The sequence below is a fragment of the Paenibacillus piscarius genome (assembly GCF_022234545.1).
In the GTDB taxonomy this organism is placed as follows: Bacteria; Bacillota; Bacilli; order Paenibacillales; family Paenibacillaceae; genus Paenibacillus_AQ; species Paenibacillus_AQ piscarius.
Window position 1 is genome coordinate 91,016 of record NZ_JAIEUI010000020.1, and the last position, 23,220, is coordinate 114,235.

At 56.0% G+C, this 23,220-nt stretch carries 21 protein-coding genes and 1 riboswitch; of the genes, 5 read left to right on the forward strand and 16 right to left on the reverse strand.

What is annotated here, in order from left to right:
- Nucleotides 1–10: 10 nt before the first annotated feature.
- Both K1558_RS25435 and K1558_RS25440 read right to left on the reverse strand, forming a co-directional pair.
- Nucleotides 11–2,986 (reverse strand): alpha-amylase family glycosyl hydrolase, encoded by a 2,976-nt coding sequence (locus tag K1558_RS25435; RefSeq protein ID WP_238654754.1) that lies wholly within the window; start codon nucleotides 2,984–2,986, stop codon nucleotides 11–13.
- 651 nt (nucleotides 2,987–3,637) lie between these two features.
- On the reverse strand, nucleotides 3,638–5,299 hold the full coding sequence (locus K1558_RS25440) for a fumarate hydratase (RefSeq protein WP_238654805.1): 1,662 nt from the start codon (nucleotides 5,297–5,299) through the stop codon (nucleotides 3,638–3,640).
- 104 nt (nucleotides 5,300–5,403) lie between these two features.
- Here K1558_RS25440 and yfbR point away from each other — a divergent pair, with 104 nt between their 5' ends.
- Entirely contained in the window at nucleotides 5,404–6,024 is a 621-nt protein-coding gene (gene yfbR / locus K1558_RS25445) for a 5'-deoxynucleotidase (RefSeq protein WP_238654755.1), read from the forward strand.
- A gap of 52 nt (nucleotides 6,025–6,076) precedes the next feature.
- Here yfbR and thiH read toward each other — a convergent pair whose 3' ends face one another.
- Genes thiH through K1558_RS25465 form a run of 4 tightly spaced genes read right to left on the reverse strand, consistent with a single transcriptional unit; the run spans nucleotide 6,077 to nucleotide 8,911 of the window.
- Nucleotides 6,077–7,198: a 2-iminoacetate synthase ThiH gene (gene thiH / locus K1558_RS25450; protein ID WP_238654756.1), complete on the reverse strand. Its 1,122-nt coding sequence runs from the start codon at nucleotides 7,196–7,198 to the stop codon at nucleotides 6,077–6,079.
- 24 nt (nucleotides 7,199–7,222) lie between these two features.
- The gene (locus tag K1558_RS25455) at nucleotides 7,223–7,987 is read right to left on the reverse strand and encodes a thiazole synthase (protein WP_238654757.1); all 765 of its coding nucleotides are present in this window, start codon (nucleotides 7,985–7,987) and stop codon (nucleotides 7,223–7,225) included.
- 57 nt (nucleotides 7,988–8,044) lie between these two features.
- Nucleotides 8,045–8,248, reverse strand: coding sequence for a sulfur carrier protein ThiS (gene thiS, locus K1558_RS25460; RefSeq protein WP_238654758.1), 204 nt, complete (start codon nucleotides 8,246–8,248; stop codon nucleotides 8,045–8,047).
- Nucleotides 8,249–8,254: 6 nt separating this feature from the next.
- Nucleotides 8,255–8,911: a thiamine phosphate synthase gene (locus K1558_RS25465; RefSeq protein ID WP_238654759.1), complete on the reverse strand. Its 657-nt coding sequence runs from the start codon at nucleotides 8,909–8,911 to the stop codon at nucleotides 8,255–8,257.
- A 115-nt stretch (nucleotides 8,912–9,026) separates the two neighbouring features.
- Nucleotides 9,027–9,129: riboswitch (TPP riboswitch) on the reverse strand.
- A gap of 280 nt (nucleotides 9,130–9,409) precedes the next feature.
- Here K1558_RS25465 and K1558_RS25470 point away from each other — a divergent pair.
- Entirely contained in the window at nucleotides 9,410–9,748 is a 339-nt protein-coding gene (locus K1558_RS25470) for a hypothetical protein (RefSeq protein ID WP_238654760.1), read from the forward strand.
- 86 nt (nucleotides 9,749–9,834) lie between these two features.
- Here the strand turns inward: K1558_RS25470 and K1558_RS25475 are convergent, their stop codons facing one another.
- Entirely contained in the window at nucleotides 9,835–10,707 is an 873-nt protein-coding gene (locus K1558_RS25475; RefSeq protein ID WP_238654761.1) for an SDR family oxidoreductase, read from the reverse strand.
- A 256-nt stretch (nucleotides 10,708–10,963) separates the two neighbouring features.
- On the opposite strand from K1558_RS25475, the gene K1558_RS25480 reads away from it, so the two are divergent.
- A complete protein-coding gene (locus K1558_RS25480; RefSeq protein ID WP_238654762.1) occupies nucleotides 10,964–11,497 on the forward strand; it encodes a GNAT family N-acetyltransferase in 534 nt (177 codons plus the stop codon).
- 231 nt (nucleotides 11,498–11,728) lie between these two features.
- On the opposite strand, the gene K1558_RS25485 is transcribed toward K1558_RS25480, so the two are convergent.
- The 3 genes from K1558_RS25485 to citZ form a co-directional block, all read right to left on the reverse strand.
- Nucleotides 11,729–12,154: a hypothetical protein gene (locus tag K1558_RS25485; protein ID WP_238654763.1), complete on the reverse strand. Its 426-nt coding sequence runs from the start codon at nucleotides 12,152–12,154 to the stop codon at nucleotides 11,729–11,731.
- Between the two features lie 98 nt (nucleotides 12,155–12,252).
- Nucleotides 12,253–13,548 (reverse strand): NADP-dependent isocitrate dehydrogenase, encoded by a 1,296-nt coding sequence (icd, locus tag K1558_RS25490; RefSeq protein ID WP_238654764.1) that lies wholly within the window; start codon nucleotides 13,546–13,548, stop codon nucleotides 12,253–12,255.
- A 91-nt stretch (nucleotides 13,549–13,639) separates the two neighbouring features.
- Nucleotides 13,640–14,752: a citrate synthase gene (gene citZ / locus K1558_RS25495; protein WP_238654765.1), complete on the reverse strand. Its 1,113-nt coding sequence runs from the start codon at nucleotides 14,750–14,752 to the stop codon at nucleotides 13,640–13,642.
- Nucleotides 14,753–15,141: 389 nt separating this feature from the next.
- On the opposite strand from citZ, the gene ytvI reads away from it, so the two are divergent.
- Nucleotides 15,142–16,257 (forward strand): sporulation integral membrane protein YtvI, encoded by a 1,116-nt coding sequence (gene ytvI / locus K1558_RS25500; protein WP_238654806.1) that lies wholly within the window; start codon nucleotides 15,142–15,144, stop codon nucleotides 16,255–16,257.
- Between the two features lie 74 nt (nucleotides 16,258–16,331).
- Here ytvI and K1558_RS25505 read toward each other — a convergent pair whose 3' ends face one another.
- Genes K1558_RS25505 through K1558_RS25515 form a run of 3 tightly spaced genes read right to left on the reverse strand, consistent with a single transcriptional unit; the run spans nucleotide 16,332 to nucleotide 18,459 of the window.
- Nucleotides 16,332–16,730: an FxsA family protein gene (locus K1558_RS25505; RefSeq protein WP_238654766.1), complete on the reverse strand. Its 399-nt coding sequence runs from the start codon at nucleotides 16,728–16,730 to the stop codon at nucleotides 16,332–16,334.
- On the reverse strand, nucleotides 16,727–17,218 hold the full coding sequence (locus tag K1558_RS25510) for an acyl-CoA thioesterase (RefSeq protein WP_238654767.1): 492 nt from the start codon (nucleotides 17,216–17,218) through the stop codon (nucleotides 16,727–16,729). The genes K1558_RS25505 and K1558_RS25510 overlap by 4 nt, the downstream gene beginning before the upstream one ends.
- A 59-nt stretch (nucleotides 17,219–17,277) precedes the next feature.
- Nucleotides 17,278–18,459 (reverse strand): MFS transporter, encoded by a 1,182-nt coding sequence (locus tag K1558_RS25515; protein ID WP_238654768.1) that lies wholly within the window; start codon nucleotides 18,457–18,459, stop codon nucleotides 17,278–17,280.
- Nucleotides 18,460–18,561: 102 nt separating this feature from the next.
- Here K1558_RS25515 and K1558_RS25520 point away from each other — a divergent pair, with 102 nt between their 5' ends.
- On the forward strand, nucleotides 18,562–19,302 hold the full coding sequence (locus tag K1558_RS25520; protein ID WP_238654769.1) for a G1 family glutamic endopeptidase: 741 nt from the start codon (nucleotides 18,562–18,564) through the stop codon (nucleotides 19,300–19,302).
- Nucleotides 19,303–19,442: 140 nt separating this feature from the next.
- Here K1558_RS25520 and pyk read toward each other — a convergent pair whose 3' ends face one another.
- The 3 genes from pyk to accD all read right to left on the reverse strand — a co-directional run bounded on the left by pyk (nucleotide 19,443) and on the right by accD (nucleotide 23,138).
- Nucleotides 19,443–20,867, reverse strand: coding sequence for a pyruvate kinase (gene pyk, locus K1558_RS25525; protein ID WP_238654770.1), 1,425 nt, complete (start codon nucleotides 20,865–20,867; stop codon nucleotides 19,443–19,445).
- Nucleotides 20,868–21,241: 374 nt separating this feature from the next.
- The gene (locus K1558_RS25530; RefSeq protein WP_238654771.1) at nucleotides 21,242–22,243 is read right to left on the reverse strand and encodes an acetyl-CoA carboxylase carboxyltransferase subunit alpha; all 1,002 of its coding nucleotides are present in this window, start codon (nucleotides 22,241–22,243) and stop codon (nucleotides 21,242–21,244) included.
- Nucleotide 22,244: 1 nt separating this feature from the next.
- A complete protein-coding gene (accD, locus tag K1558_RS25535; protein WP_238654772.1) occupies nucleotides 22,245–23,138 on the reverse strand; it encodes an acetyl-CoA carboxylase, carboxyltransferase subunit beta in 894 nt (297 codons plus the stop codon).
- Nucleotides 23,139–23,220 lie beyond the last annotated feature (82 nt).

A 23,220-nucleotide genomic window follows, 5' to 3' on the forward strand; every position in this document is an offset into this window, starting at 1 on the left:
TCAATCCGCTTTACTGATCCTTCCAGCGCTGCACGGTCAGTGTCACCGTCTGCGCCCCGCCTGACGGCGTGAGCGTCCGGTTCGCAATATCCGCTCCGCCGGAGGCGGTCTCTACCGTCCCCCAGCTGCCGCGCGTCAGCTTATACGTCACCGCAGTTCCGGCCGGAAGATTCAAGGTGATGGAGTACACTCCATCATTCCCCTTAGTCAGCAGATACGCGGGATCAGCTGCATTCCAGGCATTGAAGGAGCCGCTCAGGTACACTTGCGCATTCGCCGGAGTAGAGCCTGGAACAGTTACCTTGAAGGTAACGCTGTCCGCCTGCGGCTCGCCTGTGGTCACATTGCCTCCCGCCAGGCTGGAGCTGCCGGTGCCGAAGTGATAATTGTTGCCGCCGTTGTTATCCCAGGTGCCGCTGCCGTTGTTGAAGGCTGCAGTGAGGCCGGTGGCATTGCCGAGCGGAATGGTGATGGACTTGTAGCCGCTGAAGGCGGAAGTCTGCATCTGCACCCCTGGTGAAGTCGTCCAGGTGGTGGCCCCGTCCAGCTTGTAATGAATATATGAATTACTGAAGGCTGTATTCTTGTAATAGATCGTCGCCGTGTTGCCCGCTGGTGTGGCGGTTGGCACTGGTGTTGCAGTCGGTGCAACCGTTGGCACCGGAGTTGCCGTTGGGGCAACCGTCGGCGTTGGCGATGGTGTGGCGGTTGGCGCTACCGTCGGTGTCGGTGTAGCGGTCGGTGTTGCCGTTGGTGTTACCGGACCGCCTGCCTGGATATTGCCCGTAGGCGTGTAGGTCCAGGTGCCGGTGCCGAACAGGTAATTGCTGCCGCCGTTGCTGTCCCAGGTGCCGCTGCCGTTATTGAAGCAGGCTTCGAGCTGCGTAGCCGCGCCGATATTGATGGTAATTTTGTTATAGCCCGCCACTTCCGCTGCCGGAATCGCTACGCCCGGTGCAGTCGTCCAAGTCCCGCCGACGGGGCGGTAATGGATGTACGGATTGGTGTAACCCTGCTTGTAGTAGATCGTCACACTGTTCCCGGCAGGGGTAACAATCAGAGCAGCAGCGCTGAAGGCCGACAGATTGGCGGCGGCGTCATACGCTTTTATCGTATAGGAGTAATTCGTACTGCCCACCAGCCCGTTATCAGTAAAAGAGGTCGTAGCCGAAGTCCCGATCTTCACCCCATTACGGTAAATCTCATAACCGGTCACGCCGACATTATCCGTAGAAGCCGTCCAGGACACCAGTGCGCTGGAGGCATTCTGCACGGTAGCTGTTACATTTGTGGGAGCGCTAGGAGCCTGTGTATCGGTTACCGGCTGAACTTTGGAATAGATTTTGGCAGAGTTGGCGTCCAGAGTTACCGTGATCTGCTTGCCGGTTACACCGCCTGCCTGCACCGTTACGGTATCGGAAGGGTTCAGCTGGTTCACGAGAACTGTACCTGCGGTCAGGGAGCTTTCGGCGCGCAGCGGCAGTGTCACGGTCTGTGACCCGCTGGAAGCATTACTGAATGCGGAGATGACTTCCTGGCCTACATTCGCACCGCTGTCAATCCGCCGGGAGAAGGCATACAGGTTCTGTGCTGACCACATCTCGCGCTGGGTGCCGGTGCGGAGGGCCGGGTTGTTTTTGCGGATCTCATTCAGCTTGGCGACATGCTTGTAGGTGCTGGCATTCTCATTGAAGTAATTCTCCAGCACGTTGCCGTTTGCATCCCGCTTCACCATCGACCAGCGGTTCCATGTATCCGCGATGCCCCCGGTCATGATCTGACCGTTGCCGTTGCCCTTATTCTGCTCCGTTCCCTGGAACACCACAGGCGTCCCGCGCACGGTGAAGATGAAGGTCAGCGCATTCTGCAGCTTGTCCACACTGCCGCCGGCCTCGGTGAGGAAGCGGTTGCGGTCATGATTGTCAATGAAGGTTACCATGTGGTTGGCGTTGCCGCCGTAGTAGGAGTCCTGAGCGAGTGTGCTCTTAATATTGGAGTCAAAAGACTGCCCGTAAGCGAAACTGTTCAGCACCGAAAAGAACAACGGGAAGTCCAGCATCCCCCATTCCTTGTTCGTGCCGACCCAGCGGGAGACAAATTCGGCATTGCCGTCGAAGTTCTCCCCGAAGGTGTTCACGCCCAGCAGGTTCTGCAGCTCGCCGATATCGGTCGGCTTCATCAGCTTGGCCGCATCGACCCGTGCTCCGTCTGCCCCCGTATAATCAAACCAGCCCTTGATCGAGCTGAACACCGCCTGCTTCGCCGCAGGCACATCGAAGTCAATATCGTCGAGACCGCCCAGATCGTGGTTCTCCAGATAATCCTGGGCCCACTGATCGTACCGTCCGTCAGCCAGCGACCAGTTGATATCGCCGTTGTGGTGGTACCAGGCCGGATTATTGAACGGAGCCGCAGGCTGCAAGGAAGGAATGTCATAATAAGCCTGGGTGCCCAGCATGTAATCGCCGATATGGTTCGGCACGACATCGATGATCACCTTGATCCCGAGCGCATGCGCGGAGTCTACCAGCTCTTTCAGCTTTTCTTTGGTGCCGAAGTAAGGGTTGGCCTTGTTCGGATCTTTGACATTGTAACCGTGATAGGCTGTATTCTTACCTGTTCCGTTGTTCTCACGGTTAGTCATCTGCGGCTCGGCTACCGGAGAGATCCAGATGGCGGTGTAGCCCATGTTATGAATGTACGGGAGCTTGTCGATAACCCCCTGCCAGTCGCCGCCCTTCATGTAGCGGAAGTCCTCTTCGGAATTCTCGCCATAGCGGATCGCCGCTCCGGTAGCATTGTTGGACGGATCTCCGTCATGGAAGCGGTCAACCATAATCTGATAGATCGTGTCGTTCTCCGTCACCGTACCGATACTGGCTGCCTCCGCCTTGGAGGGCGGTACCACAAACAGACTCATCATCATGGACAGTACAATGGATGCGATTAGAACGGGAACAAGCAGACGGTTACGTTTCCTTTTCATTCCTTCCTCATCTCCCTCTCATGGATAACCTGCGCTCAAGCTTAACACTCTACCAACACATCGCCGACAGAATCTTAGAATCTATGAATTTTGGCAATCGATAGGGAAACCGGTTTCCCCACTAAAAATTAACACGCCCTTGTATGCGCTGTCAAGACAAATCCGCGAACTTCTCTGCAAAAAAATAACTGCTGAATGATGCTGTTCTGCGAAAAAACCAAAAACGCGCGTTCAGGCAGGAGGCAGGGCAAACATGCACCCGCTCGCCCGTGCCAGCACAATGAGAATGTGATCGGTTTTCCGATTTCATTTGGTCCACAATCCGCACCTCCGCCAAACTCCAGAACAAAATGCCTGCGGCAACGCCATTGTGGTCGGTTTTTCGTCCACATCCCGCCATCGCGCCTCTGCCGAACCGAATGTGGTCGGTTTTTCGACCACATCCCGCCATCGCGCCTCTGCCGAACCGAATATGGTCGGTTTTTCGATTACATCCGATCCACGCGCCCCTGTAACAAACCTCCACGAGAAAAAAAACCTCCTTCACCGAAATGAAAGAGGCTCTACTCTGCTGACTAAATATGCTGTTATACGTGCGATACGCTACCGTTCATTTGAGACACCCACGAAGCAGGGGCCACAGCCGCAACCTTACTTAAACACCGGCTCGCGGAACTGGGCCAGCTTGGCGGCGGAGTCCTTCTCCACATCGGCGTGCAGACTGTTGCCGTGGGCATCCATGGTTACGATGGCTGCGAAGCCGTCCACCTGCAGATGCCACATCGCTTCAGGGATGCCGAATTCCATGAAATCGACGCCGTTCACCTTCTTGATGCATTCCGCATAATACTGCGCCGCTCCGCCGATCGCATTCAGGTAGACCCCTCCGTGTTCGCCAAGCGCCTTCAGTGTCTTAGGGCCCATGCCGCCCTTGCCGATTACGGCGCGGATACCGAACTTCTTGATAATATCGCCCTGGTACGGCTCCTCCCGGATACTCGTGGTCGGGCCGGCTGCCTTCACATGCCAGCCCTCGTCATCCTTCAGCATTACCGGGCCGCAGTGATAGATGACCGCGCCATTCAGGTCCACTGGCGTGTCGTGATCCATCAGGTATTTGTGCAGCGCATCTCGGCCGGTATGCATCTCGCCGGACAGGATCACCACATCGCCGACGCGCAGGCTGCGGATATCTTCTTCGCTGATCGGTGTCGTCAGCCGGATCTCCCGCGAGCCCCCTGAAGCGGCTGCGGCTCCCGCCGCAGGTTCGGCTACAGCCCCGCCCCCGGCCACCATATCCGGCGCAGCCGGAATGGTGGCATCCTCTGTAACGACAGCAGCTGCCCCGCTGTCCTGCGCAGCAGCTACCGCCACAGGTTCACGCTTAACCGCATCTCCTTCTACGGAGATCCCCGTGCCGCTCTCATACAGCCATTCCTGGATCTCGCCGGTGGCCGGATTGACCAGAATGCCCTGGCGGCGGAAGGCCCAGCAATTGTAGGCTACAGAGACGAAGAAGCTGGCCGGCAGCCGGTTCATGACGCCGACTTTGCAGCCCAGCAGCGTAACTTCACCGCCGAAGCCCATCGTGCCGATGCCCAGCTTGTTGGCATTCTCCATAATATACTCTTCCAGCTTGGCCAGATCCTCGTTCGGATTCACATCCTCCACACTGCGGAACAGCTGCTTCTTCGCCAGCTCATAGCCGGTTGTCCGGTCGCCTCCGATCCCTACGCCGATGAAGCCTGCGCTACAGCCCTGGCCCTGCGCCTGATAGACTGCGTGCAGGATGCATTTGCGGATACCATCCAGATCGCGTCCGGCTTTGCCGAGACCCTCCAGCTCTGCCGGCAGGCTGTACTGAATGTTCTTGTTCTCGCAGCCGCCGCCCTTCAGGATCAGCCGGACATCTATGCCGTCTTCCTCCCACTGCTCAAAATGAATCACCGGCGTCCCCGCCCCCAGATTATCCCCGCTGTTCTCGCCCGTAAGCGAATCAACGGAGTTGGGCCGCAGCTTCCCGTTCTTCGTCGCGCGGATGATCGCGCTGTGAATATCCTTCTTCATCTCTATCTGATTCACGCCCACAGGCGTATGAATAATAAAAGTAGGCATCCCCGTATCCTGGCAGATCGGCGATACCTGCTGCTCCGCCATCCCGATATTCTGGGCAATGGTGGTCAGCGCCAATCCCGAACGTGTGGCCTGGTCCTCAAGCGCTCGGCCTTTGGCTACCGCACGGCGCACATCACCCGGCAAATTCGTGGAGGTCTCTACGATCAGATTATAAATGCTCTCTTCAAACTGCTGCATCTTCATTCAGTCTCCTCTCCAACTGTGTAAGCCTGCCCTAACTCTGGTACAATCAGTTATTATCATATCATATTAAGACGCTCATGAAAGGGGTTACTTCAAAATTGAACTACCATTTCTCCGCCTACCTCTACCGGCTGCAATATATCCAGCGCTGGAGCCTCATGCGCAGCACCGCCCCGGAGAACGTGGCGCAGCATTCGTTCCAGGTCGCCCTGCTGGCGCACATGCTGTGCACCATCGGCAATGTTCGCTTCGGCCGGTCGCTGAACGCCGACCGCGCAGCCACGATGGCGTTGTTCCACGACGCCACCGAGGTCTTCACCGGTGATATCGCCACGCCGGTGAAGCATAACAATCCGCTGCTGCTGTCCAGCTTCCGCGAGATGGAGCAGGCGGCTGCCGACCGGCTGGCGGCCATGATTCCGCCGGAGCTGGGCGCTGTCTATGCGCCGCTCCTGCAGCCGCAGGCCATCCCGTCCGGCTCCCCGGATGCCGGGCTGCTCCCCTACGTCAAGGCGGCGGATGTGCTGGACGCCTATCTCAAATGCGTCTGGGAGACCGCCGCAGGCAACCGCGAATTCGCCGCTGCCAGAGAGCAGACCGCCGCGAAGCTCCATGCGCTGGCAATGCCGGAGATGGAGTATTTTCTCACCCATATGTCCCCAAGCTTCGAGATGTCCCTGGATGAGCTGTCGTCAAGCATGAATCAGGAAGACCTGTAACGCAAATAACCCGCCTCGCGGCGGGTTGAAGCTTTGTCTAATATCAGTCAGCTCATGATATAGCCAGGGGCTCAGACAGGATATCCCAGTCCTTGAACACCGGCTGAAGTCCTTGCTGGCGCAGCATCTCCACAACCTCATTCACACTCCGGCCATCCGAGATCTCGAACTGCGGGGTTCCGCCTTCCAGCGAATGCCCGCCTACCTCGGTGGACACCCCGGCTGACATCTTGGTGATGCCGAGATGAACCAGATGATCCCGCAGCGCAGACGGCTCCCGCGTAGACAGCGAAATTCCGGCACGCGGCAGGAACAGCCGATAGGCCAGAATGATCTGCACCAGCGCACGGTCGCTGACATCACTTGCCGGGTTGTGCTCCCCCAGGTACGGACGGAATCTGGGAATCGCCAGCCCGATTTCACATTCAGGATACTTGTCCTGCAAGTACCGGGCATGGAGCGCTGTCGCAAGCGCCTCCTGGCGCCATTCGTACATTCCCAGCAGCGCCCCGATATTGACCGAGCGGAACCCGGCCTGGCAGCCCCGCTCAGGCGCATCCAGACGGTTGCGGTACACCCGCTTGGGTCCTTTTACATGAAGCGCCCGGTACGTCTCCTGATGATAGACCTCCTGGTAGAGCGTCAGACCGTCCACGCCTGCCTCCCGGAGCTCCGCATATTCCTCTGTAGAGAGCGGGTTCACTTCAATGCTGACGGAGGAAAAATAGCGGCGGAGCACCTCCACGCACTCCTTCACATAACTGGCCGGACTATCCTTCCGGGATTCCCCGGTCAGAATCAGAATGTGGCGCAGACCTGTGGCGGCAATGACTTCTGCCTCGCGGGCGACTTCCTCCAGCGTCAGTTTTTTGCGCGGATAATCATAGATCGAACTGAAGCTGCAGTAGGTACAATGATTCACACAAAAGTCTGCGAGATACATCGGGGTAAAGAGCTGCATCACATAGCCAAAATGCATTCGCGTCAAACGGTTCGCCTTCTGTGCCAATTCCTCCAGATAAGGCTCCGCTGCAGGCGACAGCAGGGCCATCAGCCCTTCTTCATCGACCTGCTCTGCACGGAGCGCCCGCTGCACATCCTCCGCCATATACCGGCTCCACAGGGTTCCGTAAGGAAGCTGCGCAAGCCGGGTCATCGTTTCATAAAAGCTCATATCCTTCGCCTCCCCTTCTATCAATCAGGCCAGAAAACCGGTCAGCGGCGAAGAAGCGGATGCCGTCTCCTCCACCGGTCCAAGTCCGGCCAGATACGCCTTACGCCCGGCGGATACCGCTTCACGGAAGGCTTCAGCCATGAGCAGCGGATCTTTGGCTGTCGCAATCGCTGTGTTCAGCAGAACCGCAGCCGCGCCCATCTCCATAGCCTCCGCCGCCTCAGACGGTCTGCCGATTCCGGCATCCACAATGACAGGCAGATCCGTCTCCGAGATCAGAATGCGGATCAGCTCTTTGGTCTGCAATCCCCGGTTCGAGCCGATCGGCGCACCCAGCGGCATAACTGCTGCTGCCCCTGCCTCCTTCAGCCGAAGGGCAGCCGACAGGTCAGGGCTCATATAAGGCAGCACCACGAAGCCCTCTGCGGCCAGGATTTCCGTCGCCCGGATCGTCTCGATATTATCCGGCAGCAAATATTTCTGGTCGTTGATGACCTCAATCTTCACCCAATTGCCGAGCCCCGCCGACCTCGCCAACCTGGCAATCCGTACCGCTTCCTCTGCGGTGCGCGCACCGGACGTATTGGGCAATAAGGTCATGTGGGAGGGAATATGGAGAACAATATTGTCCTCGCTCTGCGGGTCTACCCTGCGAAGCGCCACCGTAATGACCTCTGAACCTGAACGCGCGATGACCTCAGGAATAAGCGTATTCCGGCTGTATTTGCCGGTGCCGATGAACAGTCTGCTGCTAAGTGTCACGCCGCCAATGATGAATGGATCTTGCATGTTAACGCCTCCCGGATGATGTGTGTATGGAACCTTAATGAATGCAATGCCCAAGCCCTAACCCCCGCCGACAAAATGAACCAGCTCCACCCGGTCCCCCTCAGTTAGCACAATATCCCCGTGCATCTCTCTGCCGGCCAGCTCGCCGTTCAGCTCCACAATCACCAGCTTCCCCGCCCATTCGGGCCGGGCCAGCAGATCGGCCAGTGTCCGGCAGTTCTCTTCAACACTCTGCGTCTTCCCGTTCACCGTTATATTCATGCTTGCTCACCTCCTTTTGCCTTTGGCCTGTGCTGCATCCAGTGCATCAGCCCGCCCGGCCGCCCTGTCAAGGGCTTCCCTGTACGCCCTGGCCGCTGCCGCAGGGTCCGGGGCTCCGCAGATCCCCGACATGACGGCAATGCCAGCCGCCCCTTGAGCCAGCACCGCTCCAGTATTGCCTGGAGTAATGCCCCCGAGCGCAATCAGCGGAACACTGCTGCTGCGGACAGCCTCCGCCAGCTGCTCCAGGCCCCGCGCTTCCAGCCCGGGCTTGCAGGCCGTTGGGAACACATGCCCGTACAGGCAGAAGTCCGCACCCTGCTGCCCCGCCTGCGCTGCCTCCTCCGCAGAGTGGACCGAGCGGCCGACCCGCAGGTCTGGTGCAATGCTCCGGGCGGCTTCCGGCGGCAGACTGTGCCAGGCTAGCTGTACACCGCCTGCTCCGGCGGCCAGCGCCATATCGATCCGGTCGTTGATGACCAGCTTCGCCGGGGGAACCCCTGCGTCAAGCAACTGCTCCGCAGCCGCCAATAGCTCCCGTGCGGACATTGCTTTTTCCCGGAGATGGATATAATCCGCCATAGGCTGCACCGCCGCAGCCAGCTCTGCCAGCGCCCCGGGAGGCAACCGCCCGTCAGAGATCACATGAAGCTCGTACAACATCTTCCCCCCCCGCTCCCCTGCTTCATTCCCGCAACAACAAAAAAGACCGCCTCCCATAAGGAAGCAGTCTCCGAACACAAGCAGAAATCCCGGACTGGCCGTGTAACCCCGCTGTATCATTCGTTCTCCACTTCCCTACGCTGGTATAAACCAGATCAGGTTCAAAGGGTCCGAGCAATTACGCCCGTCTCAGCCTTGCGGCACCCCTAGTGATCGTTCTATGCAATTATGTGCTCTTGCCTTTTGTATATTAACACATTATTCCTGTTAGAGCTATCCTTTCATGCTAACATATCCCCCTTAAACTGAGCCGGACAAGTCACTTATAGAGTCGAATCCCATGCTGACCGTGCCTTAGCTGTTGACGTAGAGGGATTAGTCCAAAATGCGGACTACATTGTAATAGGCCATTACGACAAATACGAGAAAAACTGGGAAATCAGCGCAGACCCATACTCGGAAGGCGATATTTATAATTTTGTTATAGAGGAGACCCTTATGGGTGATTTACCTCAGAATATTCCTGTGGGCATCCCCCGCTTGAAGCAAGTCTCAACGGTAATTGAAGGGCAAACCTATGCTGAGAATTTTACAGATCCGAATTACGTTGACCCTAACTTTGACAGCCGATATATCCTTTTTCTCAAAAAGTATCAGCCACAAGATCTTTATACTCCTGCTTCGCTTCCGTATCATATCGAAATGGATTCATCGAATAACGTATCTTTACAATACAATCGCGGCGAGATTGATCTTAGCGGTATCGATAGCATCACAGGTACATCCGCAGATTCACTCATAAATTCCATACAAGATGTAATTGAAAAAGTAAGGTAGCCGTTTTCGCTTTAGCCACACTTCACCCATACAGCAAACAAGCCAGCCTCCCGGCTGGCTTGTTCACATTCCTCTATTCTATGACATCAGCCGTTAACAACCTCGCCGCCGTTCACATGAATCACCTGTCCGCTGACATAGGAGGAATCGTCGGAGGCCAGGTAGACGTAGGCGGGAGCCAGCTCCTCCGGCTGTCCCGGGCGCTTCATCGGCTGGGTGGCACCGAACTCGCTGACCTTCTTGGCATCAAACGTAGACGGAATGAGCGGCGTCCAGATCGGACCCGGTGCAACCGCGTTCACACGGATACCCTTTTCGGCCAGATTCATCGACAGCGAGCGGGTGAAGCTGAGAATCGCTCCCTTGGTGGACGAATAATCCAGCAATTGCGGGCTACCGCGATACGCCGTGATGGAGGTGGTGTTGATAATGGTCGAACCTTTTTTAAGATGAGGCATAGCCGCCTTGGTCAGATAGAACATAGAGAAAATATTGGTCCGGAACGTCCGCTCCAGCTGCTCCGCCGTAATGTCCTCAATATTATCCTGCGGATGCTGCTCGGCCGCATTGTTGATGAGGATGTCGAGCTTGCCGAGTCCCTCCACCGTTTTATTCATCAGATCCTGGCAGAAGGCCTCCACCCCGATGTCCCCGGAGACCAGAATACACTTTCTGCCCTCCTGCTCCACCTGGCGTTTGGTCTCTTGCGCATCGTCATGCTCATTCAGATAGGAGATCACAACGTCCGCACCCTCCTTGGCAAAATGAACGGCAACCGCACGCCCAATTCCGCTGTCGCCTCCGGTAATGAGTGCAGCCTTGCCCAGCAGCTTCCCTGCTGCCTTGTAAGCCGAAGTCTCAAACTCCGGGAGCGGGTTCATTTCACTTTCGATGCCCGGACGCTGGTCCTGCACCTGTGGAGGTAGTGTCTTCGTCTGTTCTTTGCTTGTGTCTGGCATAATCCATTCTCCTTTCGCTGTTCACATCATAGGGTCTAATCCTGTTAGCATGGCTTAAGGTCTGGTGTTTATGCATCTTGACAGCTTGTTCAGAACCGCTGTACGTTATGTTAATTACCCGCTCGACAACCAGCCAAACAGGTATGTAAGGAACATCTAGAAATAGAATATTATCTATAAGCGGGAAGGGTTATGGCCTATACTTTGTGCTGATAGATTACGTATCTCAATCATCCTGTAAGGAGGGCAACACACTATGATCCCAAGAATCACTTTAACCCCGGTCACTGAGGAAGACATAGAATTCATCGTAGACCTAGAAACTAATGCCAGCCTTTGGCCGTACGAGGATCGGATTCCCACCAACAAGGCGGCGGTGCGGAAGGCAGTGGCGGAGCGAATCGGCAGTGATTGGTACAAGCAGTACCTGATCCGCCTGAATGCTTCTGAAGCCACTATTATTGGGGAGCTGACTATACACTGGTATGTCCATGAACGGGATAGCTGGGAGCTAGGCTTCTGCCTTTTCCCGGAATTCCGGGGGCAGGGCTATTGCGGGGAGGCGGCGAGGATAGCGTTGAAGTTTGCTTTTGAAGAGTGGAAGGCCCATAGAGTGGTCGCGATGTGTAATGCGTTCAATACCGCCTCTGCCAAAGTGCTGAAGGGGCTGGGCATGGTGCGGGAAGGCGTTTTCCGCGAGGAGCTGAACTGGAACGGCCAGTGGGCAGATCAATACTTCTACGCCATATTAGAACGGGAGTACCAGAAGGTTGCCGCCGCGCCGCTATAAAGCCCGAATGAACAAACTTACTACCACACGCACCCCTGCCCATTATAATCGGTTTTCCAATTACATTTGCTCTACACGCCCACGTAACGCCCAATGTATTCGCTTTTCGTCTATATCCGCTACCCGCCACCTGCCCTAAGCCCACAAAAAGCCCCGGAAGCGCGCAGCCTCCAGAGCTTTTTTCAAATACCTACCCGGCCAATCCCCGCCGGGCCAGGGGCCCATACACCATCAAATGATCTGATTGTACACCATCAGGAACACCATGATCAGCAGCGCGACCATCAGCAGCAGGCTCATGGTGCGGATCTTGGCGGTCTCGGCCGAGACATCGCGGTTCTCACGCATACCGGCCGCAGCCAGGCGCAGCGGCTTGGTCATAATGCCGCCGAAGGCGAACATGGCCAGCAGCAGGATCGTGACCACGATCATCCAAGGTACGGAGTATTCACCCTTGGTCATCATGTAGCCGCCGGTAAGAAGCTGAATGACCAGACCGTACTGGGCGAAACGGTTAAGCCCGCCGATTGCACTTAACGTGCCTTCCTTCGCCGGTGAGGACAGCTTGGCCGTCCCGCTCAGAATGAACGGCAGCACCAGGTAGAAGCCAAGCGCCAGCGTCCCGATCATATGCAGTAAAAAGAAAACATGACCCACCGTAATCTCCTCCATTCAATTAGTATGTTACGTAAAAGAACAGGCATAAGCTGCACGGATGTGCAGCCCATACCTGCCAGTTCGCCGTTCCTGTACGCTTACAGATGCTTAATGATCTCGTCAGCGAACGCAGAGCATTTCAGCTCAGTAGCGCCTTCCATCTGGCGGGCAAAGTCATAAGTAACCGTCTTATTGTTAATCGCCGTGCTCATTCCCTTGTAGATCAGGTCAGCCGCTTCCTGCCAGCCCAGGTGCTCCAGCAGCATAACGCCGGACAGAATCACGGAGCCCGGATTCACAACGTCCTTATCTGCATACTTCGGCGCTGTGCCGTGGGTTGCCTCGAAGATGGCATGTCCGGTGACATAGTTAATGTTCGCGCCCGGTGCAATACCGATCCCGCCGATCTGGGCAGCCAGCGCGTCAGAGAGGTAATCGCCGTTCAGGTTCAATGTCGCGATGACATCGAAGTCGGTCGGACGGGTAAGCACCTGCTGCAGAGCGATGTCGGCGATTGCATCCTTAATGATGATTTTGCCGGCTTCTTCAGCTGCCTTCTGTGCCGCATTAGCTGCAGCTTCACCGTCACGTTCCTTGATGGCGTCATACTGGTTCCAGGTGAAGACCTTGTCGCCGAACTCTTCTTCAGCTACCTGGTAGCCCCAGTTCTTAAAGGCGCCTTCAGTGAACTTCATGATGTTGCCCTTGTGTACCAGGGTCACGCTCTTGCGTCCGTGCTTGATCGCATACTCTACCGCAGAACGAACAAGGCGCTTGGAGCCTTCCTCGGATACAGGCTTAATGCCGATACCGGAGGTCTCCGGGAAGCGGATCTTGTTCACGCCCATCTCCTGCTGCAGGAATTCGATGACCTTCTTCACTTCAGCGGAGCCTTCCTGATATTCAATACCGGCATAGATATCTTCTGTATTCTCACGGAAAATAACCATATCCACCAGCTCAGGATGCTTCACCGGAGAAGGCACACCGTCGAAGTAACGTACCGGACGCAGACAGACGTACAGATCCAGCTCCTGGCGCAGCGCCACGTTCAGGGAACGGATGCCGCCCCCGATCGGAGTGGTCAGCGGGCCCTTAATCGCCACGATGTACTCGCGGATGGCGGACAGCGTGTCGTTCGGCAGCCATTCACCATATGTATTGAAGGCCTTCTCGCCGGCAAACACTTCGTACCAGGCAATCTTCTTCTCTCCGCCGTAAGCTTTGTCTACAGCAGCATCCAGTACACGCTTGGAGGCTTTCCAAATGTCACGGCCGGTACCGTCACCCTCGATGAATGGGATGATCGGATGATCCGGAACCAGCAGCTTGCCGTCTTCGATTGTAATTTGTTCGCCTTCTGTGGGCAGATCGTATTGTTCCAGTTTCAACATTGGTGGGAATTCCTCCTAATAGGTATGATGTACAAGCATTATTATCATTCATTGTACTAAAGGGGTGGGACGGCCCGCAAGGGCCGCCCTATTAGCGCTCGTCAACAGGGACGTACTTCATGTCGGACATACCGGTATACTCCGCGCGCGGACGGATGATCCGGTTATCCTCATATTGCTCCAGAATATGCGCTGTCCAGCCGGAAGTCCGGCTGATGGCGAAGATCGGGGTGAACAGCTCACGCTCAATGCCCAGCTGGGTATAGACCGAAGCGGAATAGAAGTCCACGTTCGGCTTCAGCCCCTTCTGGCCTGTAATCAGCTCTTCCACCTTGACCGACATGTCGTAGAGGCTGGTGTCATTCTTCATCTCGCCCAGCTCTCTGGACATCTTCATCAGGTGTTTGGCCCGCGGATCGCCATTCTTGTATACCCGGTGCCCGAAGCCCATGATCTTCTCACGGCGCTCCAGCTTGCCCTGAATATACGGCTCTACCGCATCCATGCTGCCGATCTCCTCCAGCATCTTCATGACCGCTTCATTGGCTCCGCCGTGCAGCGGTCCCTTCAGCGTGCCGATGGCTGAGGTCACACCGGAATAGATGTCCGACAAGGTGGCAACTGTGACCCGTCCTGCAAACGTCGAAGCATTCAGCTCATGGTCGGCATGAAGCACCAGCGCGGTATCCAGCGCCTTCACCGATACGGCATCCGGCTGCTTGCCCCACAGCATATAGAGGAAGTTCTCGGCGATGCCAAGCCCCTCCTTGGGGGCTACCGGCTCCAGCCCTTTGCGGATGCGCGCCAGCGCAGCAACCACAGTCGGAATCTGGGCCTGCAGCTTCAGCGCCTTCTTCTGGTTCGCTTCCTTGCTCATATCCTCCGCAGCCTCATCATAGAGCGACAGGCTGGATACGGCTGAGCGCAGCGCGGCCATAGTGTTGGCTTCGCTCGGATAGAGCTTCATCTGAGCAAGCACCTGCTCAGGAATAGGCGCAGCTGCGCTCAGCTCACGCCGCAGAGCCTCCAGCTCCGGCACAGTCGGCAGACTGCCGTACCACAGCAAATAGACGGTCTCCTCAAAGGTGGCATGATCCGCAAGATCATCAATATCATAACCGCGGTACGTAAGCACCCCATCAACAATCGAGCTGATCGAGGAGGTCGTTGCAACAATGCCTTCAAGTCCTTTAGTAGCTGTCATAGTATCTCTCTCCTTTGCCAACAAGGGTGTATAATGCTGCTTTAATCCTAATGAAAACATTTACATTTTTGCGTATTTCAACTTTCTGAAACAGGCGTTAGGACAGGCTTTGAAGATTTGCAACGGGATTTCTGCGGTTTAACCTTTATTCATCATACCGGATTTTGACGTTTATGTGAACAACGTGGAAGCTTTGAAAGGCATCAAATGATTTTATCGCATAGATAGAAAAAAACGAACGCAAAAACTGTTTCATGCTTCCGCTCCCAGGTTAAGCCCCGATGTTTCAGGCACTCTTTTGGAGTGCGGTTAGTCTTTTCACCTCCCTGATGAATATATATAAGACGAGCCGTTATTCAGGCAATCTGCCAGAGCGGGAGGGACTGAGGATCGATACACTTGTACTCAAAAGAATGCTGCGCGGCCTGTGGGTCGTGCTTGCCGCCGCTGCAATTCTGCTGGCGGTCTATGTATTGCTGCCGCTCCTGTATCCTCTCCTGCTCGCCTGGCTGCTCGCTTATGTGATGCACCCGCTGGTGCAGATGCTTAAGGGGCTGCGGCTGCCCGGGTGGCTGGCCGTCTCCCTCTCGCTGCTGTTCTATATCGGAGGCACGGCGCTGGTGCTGACCGCCCTGATCACCCGGCTGGTGAAGGAGCTGATCGGGCTGCTTCAGACCTTCGACCTCCATACGGATCAATGGCGGGGACTGCTGCAATCGCTGAGCAGGAATGCCAGCATTCAGAATATTATTAACCAGATCAACCAGTTTTACCACGATAATCCGGGATACCATGCCACGATCGACAGCAATATCAACCGGACCACAGAGACGGTCGGCCAGGCCGTGACCCAGATGATTACCGGGTTCTTCAATATCATTCTGAAGCTGATCTCCTCGCTGCCCAGCCTTGGCACTATTCTGATCGTCATTGTGCTGGCGGCCTTCTTCCTGAGCACCGGCTGGGACCGGCATACGGCCAAGCTGCAATCCCTGCTGCCAGCTTCGATGCTCAGACCCGTCTCGGAAATCTGGATGGATCTGCGCAAGGCACTGTTCGGCTATCTCCGCGCCCAGCTGGTGCTGATCTCCGTCACCGCGGTGATTGTCATTATCGGCCTGCTGCTGCTTGGCGTACGCTCGGCCTTCGCCATCGGCCTGACCATCGGCATCGTCGATCTGATCCCTTATTTAGGCGTCGGTGTCGTCATCCTCCCCTGGGCCCTGTATTCCTATATGACGGGGAATATCGGACTGGCCATTGGCCTGCTGGTGCTGTACGGCATCATCCTGGTCACCCGCCAGGTGCTGGAGCCCAAGGTGCTGGCCAGCAGTATCGGCATTGATCCCCTGGCCATGCTGATCGGCATGTTCGCCGGGCTCCAGCTGCTGGGTATGATTGGTCTGATTCTCGGCCCTGTGCTGCTCGTCATCCTGGATGCCTTCACCCGCGCCGGTGTCTTCCGCGCCTTGCGCAGCTACATTCTGAGCGGCAGGCTGCATTAGCTTGCCTCACGCTAACCTGATATTCAAAAGGCGTTCAATTGCAGTACTCTGCAGCTGAACGCCTTTTTTATGATCTACCGCCGGTAGAAGGTGAAGGTGCCGTTTTTCATTTTCTTCTCAATCCATCTCAGCAGGAAGACCCGGTAGAGCGGACGCGTCAGCGGAAACACCAGCGTGAAGCCGATCAGATCGGTCACGAAGCCCGGCAGAATCAGCAGCAGGCCGCCGAAAAAGATACATAAGCCGTCCAGCATTGTCCTCCCGGGCACCCGGCCCTCCTGCATATGGGTTCTGCTGTCATGCAGCACCTTCTTGCCCTCAAACTGCATCATCAGGAACCCGATGACCGAGGTGGCCAGCATGATCAGCAGCGTCTTAGGTGCTCCAAGAAAACTTGAGACATAGATGAAACCGAATAATTCCACGGCCGGGACGGCAAATAATCCCGCCCACAGCCATTTGTTCCTGATCATACTGCTCCTCCTTCTTCTTCCCCGAGCGCAGCCACGATTGACTGAAACAGCTCAGGCTGTGCCCTGTCGATCCGCACCGGCCTCCACTCCCTGTTCAGCCAGACATGGCTCGTGGAGCCGCTGACCAGCAGCTCGCCGGCAGCTCTATCTTGCCCTTCACAGCCCGCCGGCTGGCGGCGGACTTCATATTCATAGACAACCCTCAGCGCCGTGAAGGTCGTTAACCGCGCATACACGGTGATAAGATCATCATATCGCGCCGGGCTTTTAAATTGCAAATCTGCAGAAGTTACAGGCAGCAGCAGCCCGTACCCCTCCAGGGTCCGGTAGGCGAAGCCCAGCTCCCGGAACATCTCGGTGCGGCCGCTCTCGAACCAGATCAGATAATTGGCATGATAGACCACGCCCATCTGATCGGTCTCCTCATAACGTACCCGGAAGGAAGTACTGTGCCAGCGGCTGGTCCATCCCGGCTTGTGCGGATTCATTGTCATGCCCCTTTCTATTCTAGCCTCTACAGTTACAATCAGTTACAGTCATCCGGCGGTTAAGCGCCGATGCCTTCAGAGGCCTGATTCAGCTTCAGCCTGCTGCGGGAGCTGCGCGCGACATAGAACAGCAGTGCTGCACCTACACCCGCACTCAGCATACAGGACAGATTCATCAGGCCGACCCCGCCCTGGTTCAGCAGCATCCCGTTCAGCAGATTGCCCAGTATCCCCGCGAGCCCGGAGAAAACAATGTTGAATACACTCTGTCCGGTGGCCTGCATCTCCGCCGAGGTGATCTTGGATACATATTCGACCGCTGCGATATAGAATAAGCCGAAGGACAGGCCGTGCAGCACTTGTACGCCAATCATAACAGAAGGATACGGGAAGGCCACCTGGATTCCCCAGCGCAGTACATAGATCACCGCCCCGATCAGCAGCGTCCGCTCCATGCCCAGCCTGCGGATGACACGGGAGGCGAAGAACATGGAGGGGACATTCGTAATGGACGCCAGGAACAGGGCGATCCCGGCATGGCCGGTCGATCCGCCGACGGACTGGAAGGCGATGACAAAATAGGTGCCGAAGGCAGCCATCGTCTGGTTCACCAGGAAGCTCCCGCCGAGGAAGGCCAGGAAAATGCGGTTGCCCAGCAGTTGTCTGATTCCCTGGGAGAACGACTGGCTCATCATCCGGTTCTCCTCCGCCTGCTTGGGCAGCGTCAGGGCAATGGCTACCGCCACCGCATTCAGCAGCAGGAACGGCAGCCAGATGGTCGAGACAGAGAACCGGGACACATACTGTCCGCCCGCAATGGCCCCTACAGCCGCTCCTATGCTCATCATCATACGGATGCTGCCATAGGTGGCTCCAGCCTTGTTCGCCGCCACAATGGCGTAGGAATCGGCGATGGGAGCCTGTGTGGAAGAGAAGATCGTGGACACGGTGTAGACCAGCATCAGCACGATGAAATATTCCGAGCGGTACAAAACGGCCAGCACAGCCGGAACCGCCACGCTTAATATAAGCACCAGCCGCGCCTGGTTATATCTGTCCGATATCATGCCCCATAAGGGCTGGACACAGATGGCGATCAGGGTTCCCATTGCCATGAGCACGCCGATCTGGCTGACTCCAAGCCCGTTCGATTTCAGCAGCAGCGACAGATAAGAGCCGAAGGAGCCCCCGGCCAGCCCCAGGAACAGATAGAACCCGCGCAGCTTTGTTATTTTTTCCATGGGAGTTGCAAGTCATCTCTCTTTCTTTTTAACAGAATACCCAACCTTCATAGCCGCTAGCTGCATTAAATAGAGCAGAACCTATAATAAGGCGGTGGACAAGTGGGCCAAATCAATAGAACAACAAGGAGCAAGCCCTGTCTGAAGGATAAGCTCAATACAGGAAGAGCGGCCAGTTCAGGCTTCGGCTGGACCTCCAGCAACTGGAGCGGCTACGCGATCTCCGGCAAAAAAGGCAGCTACAAGCGGGTATCCGCCGACTGGATTGTACCTTACATTAAACCGACGTCCAAGGCTACGTATTCCTCAGCCTGGATCGGTATTGACGGCTTCAAGAACAGCAGCCTGATTCAGACCGGAACCGGCCACGAATCGGTGAACGGGAAGGTCCGTTATTATGCCTGGTGGGAGATCCTGCCCGCTTCCGAGACCGTCATTCCCCTGCCGGTATCCCCCGGCAATCACATGCGTGCATCCATTGTCAAGCTTAGTCAAGGCAAATGGTGCATCACCCTGCGCAACCTCAGCAAATGCTGGGTCTTCCGCACCGTACAGCGCTACAACGGGCCGCAAAGCTCGGCCGAATGGATTACAGAGGCCCCGCAGATCGGATTCGATATCGCCCGGCTGGCCAATATAACCCCGGTCCGCTTCTCGAACTGCCGGGTGAACGGGCGCAATCCGGAACTGAAGGCGGCAGACGGCGGCATTATGGTCCAGAACAACAAGCTGCTGGCCGTACCTACGCTGCCGCGCTGCGGCGATGCGTTCTCAGTGAGACGGATCTACCGCAACAGCCGGCCTGCCCCGTATTCCAAGAGCCCGATCCGCATCACTTCCTGACGGCAATTCTATGGGCAAAACTCTCAGGTCCACTATATACATTCACATCATTTATAGCAACCACTGTACGCAAAAAGAGCAGCGGCCTGAAGCCACTGCTCTTATTATCATATTCAGTGCTGTGCAGAACGCGTCCGAGCCTAGTCAGCTGGAATCGTATCTACCTTCACCAGGTTGGTGGAGCCGGAACGTCCAAGCGGGATACCTGCAGTAATCACTACAAGATCGCCTGCCTTCACCAGACCGGAAGCTTTACCGCCGTTAAGCGCTGTTTCCAGCAATTCGTCAGTAGAATGAGCTTCAGGGCCGAATACAGGCGTTACGCCCCATACCAGTGCCAGCTGACGCATCGTTCTTTCTTGGGTGGTTACAGCAATGATCTGTGATTTAGGACGATATTTGGAAACCACGCGTGCAGTGTGGCCTGTTACTGTCGAAGAGATAATCGCTTTAGCATTCAGATCCAGCGCGGAGATCGCTACGGATTGGCTGATCGCTTCAGTGACCGTAGTCTCTTGGGCAATCTGCTGCTTCATGAAGATCTCACGGTGATTCAGGGCGGATTCCGCCTTCTCTGCGATGCGGGACATGGTCAGTACGGATTCTACCGGATATTTCCCGGCAGCAGTCTCGCCGGACAGCATGATGGCATCGGTTCCGTCAAAGATTGCGTTCGCTACGTCACTCGCTTCAGCGCGGGTTGGACGCGGGTTGCGCTGCATGGAATCCAGCATCTGGGTAGCTGTGATTACCGGTTTGCCGGCAATGTTGCACTTCTGGATCATCAGCTTCTGCGCCAGCGGCACTTCTTCAGCAGGGATCTCTACGCCAAGGTCGCCGCGGGCAACCATCAGGCCGTCAGATACAGCCAGGATTTCGTCCAGGTTGTCAACGCCTTCCTGGTTCTCGATCTTGGAGATAATCTGGATGTGGGAGGCGTTGTGCTTCGCGAGCAATTCACGGATCTCCTGAACGTCGCTGGCTTTACGCACGAAGGAAGCGGCAATAAAATCAATGTCCTGTCCGATCCCGAAAATGATATCGTTGGTGTCTTTTTCCGTAATCCCCGGCAGGGAGATGGAAACGCCCGGTACGTTAACGCCCTTCTTGCTCTTGATGGTACCGCCGTTAACAATACGGGTCTTGATTTCGGTGCCTTGAATGTCTACAACGGTCAGGCCGATCAGGCCGTCGTCGATCAGGATCGTCGATCCGACTTGAACATCGTTAGGCAGGTTGTCGTAAGTGATGGAGATACGGTTCTGGTCCCCAAGGATCTCTTCCGTAGTCAAGGTCAGATACTCATCCTGAACCAGTTCAATCGGTTCTACTTCCAGCTTGCCTGTACGAATCTCAGGTCCCTTGGTGTCAAGCAGGATGGCAACGGTCTTGCCAAGTTCCTTGGACGCTTGACGGATCGTGTTAATCCGCGCGCCGTGCTCATCGAAATCGCCGTGGGAGAAGTTCAGACGGGCTACATTCATACCAGCCAAAATCAATTTTTTAATATTCTCCAACGATTCACTAGCAGGTCCGATCGTACATACAATTTTACTTTTCCGCATTAGGTTTTCCTCCGTTTTTTCGTTCTCTCTGTCTCGCTTTTTCCAACTACAAAATCTACTATAAGGATCGCTCTCTGTATAGGAACTTTATCACATGCACTCACATGCAACGTTCAGTTGCGCCCTTATGAATATTACTGCAAATTGCAGACAAAATCAATGTTAGCGGCTGTTTTTGCTGTAAATTATAGTCGAATAGCGCAGGATTGCCGTCAAAATAAAAATCATCCCGCAAGTTACGCAGGATGATTGAAATGTAAATGAAAGGCTATCAAACCTTGCACTGCTCCCCGTTTGGAATAAGCTGGGATATGTCGAAAAGTGCAAACCGGCGGCTGCCGCCGGCCACTGTCTTTCGTAGAAAAATCCGCCCGCTACTCTGTAGTCCGCACTTCTTCCAGATCCTCTTCCTGCTCCGCCAGCGACTCCGAGAACTCGCCGATCTTGCGGAACTTCAGATAGCGGTCTTCCTTCAGCTCTGCCGCGTCCATCGCCGACAGCTCCTCCAGATGACGCCATACCGAATCCTTGATTGCTTGCGCCGCCGCCTCGTAATCCCGGTGCGCCCCGCCTCTGGGCTCAGCGATAATCTCCTCGATGACCTCCATCTCCAGCAGATCGGTGGCCGTGATCTTCATCGCCTCCGCTGCCTGCTCCGCCTTGGTGGCATCCTTCCACAGAATGGAAGCCGCCCCGTTGGGGGATATCGCGGAATAGATTGCATTCTCCAGCATCAGAACGCGATTGCCCACGGCCATAGCCAGGGCACCGCCGCTGCCGCCTTCCCCGATAATCACGCAGAGGACCGGTACAGACAATTGTGACATCTCGAACAGATTGCGGGCAATCGCTTCGGACTGTCCGCGCTCCTCTGCCGTATTCCCGGGGTAAGCTCCCTTGGTATCTACGAAGGTGATGATCGGACGGCCGAACTTCTCGGCCTGCTTCATCAGGCGCAGCGCCTTACGGAAGCCCTCGGGATGGGCGCTGCCGAAGAAGCGCTGAATGTTCTCCTTGGTGTCCTTGCCGCGCTGCTGTCCGATGACCGTTACCGGCCGGCCGTTCAGCTTGGCAATTCCGCCGACCACCGCGAGATCATCTCCGAACAGGCGGTCGCCGTGCAGCTCGATGAAATCCGTGAAGATCAGCCCGATCAGATCCAGCGAGGTCGGGCGGCCGTGATGCCGGGCCAGATGCATCTTCTGGGCCGGGGAGATATTGGAATAAATCTCGTTCTCCAGCTCACGGTAGCGCTCCTCCAGCCGGGCTACCTCATCGCTGAAATCGATGCCCTTCTCTTCGCCGAACTGCTTCAGCTCGGCGATCTTCTTGCGCATTTCTACCAGAGGCATTTCAAAAGGCAACTCTCCCGCCAACCTAAAATCCCCCTTTCACATCATGCAGCTCCAGCAGCTTCGTAAGTGTGGAGCGCATTTCCTTGCGGTGCACGACCATATCCAGCTGCCCGTGCTCCAGATTGAACTCTGCCGTCTGGAAATCCTCCGGCAGCTTCTGGCGGATGGTCTGTTCGATAACAATACGTCCGGCAAAGCCGAATACCGCACCAGGCTCGGCAATAATGATGTCACCCAGACTGGCAAAGCTCGCGGATACCCCGCCGGTGGTAGGATCTGTAATGACGGATATATACAGCCCGCCTGCTTCACTGAAGCGGGCCAGCGCTGCGCTTGTCTTCGCCATCTGCATGAGGCTGAGAATGCTCTCCTGCATTCTGGCCCCGCCGGAGGTGGAGAAGATCAGCAGCGGAATTCTCCGCTCGGTCGCCTCTTCTATGGCCCGGGTAATCTTCTCGCCGACCACTGAGCCCATGCTGCCGGTGAAGAATTCGAAGTTCATCACGGCCACAATCACCGGATAGCCGCCGATACTGCCCTGTCCGGTGATGACCCCCTCAACCTGTCCGGTTTTGGCTTGCTGCTGCTCCAGCTTGGAGGCATAGCCGGGGAACTTCAGCGGATCGATGGAAGCCATCTCGCTGTCGAACTCAATGAACCCTTCCGGGTCCAGCGTCATCGCGATCCGCTCCGACGCATTCAGGCGCATATGATAGCCGCAGGACGGGCATATTTTCAGATTCTTCTCCAGCTCTTTGCTGTACTGGATCGTTCCGCATTTGTTGCACTTGCTCATGAGTCCCTCGGGAATCTCACGCTTGGGGCGCTCGCCTTCTGCCGGTCCGCCGCTCCGCTCCAGACGCTCTGAAGGAATAGTCGCGTACTTCCGTTTTTTTTGAAATAAATCTTTGAACAAGGGTCGCACCTCTTCAGCCGTTTATTTGCGTAAATAGCAGCATGCCGCTGTCTTGAATGCTCTTAATGCTCTACGTTGTATT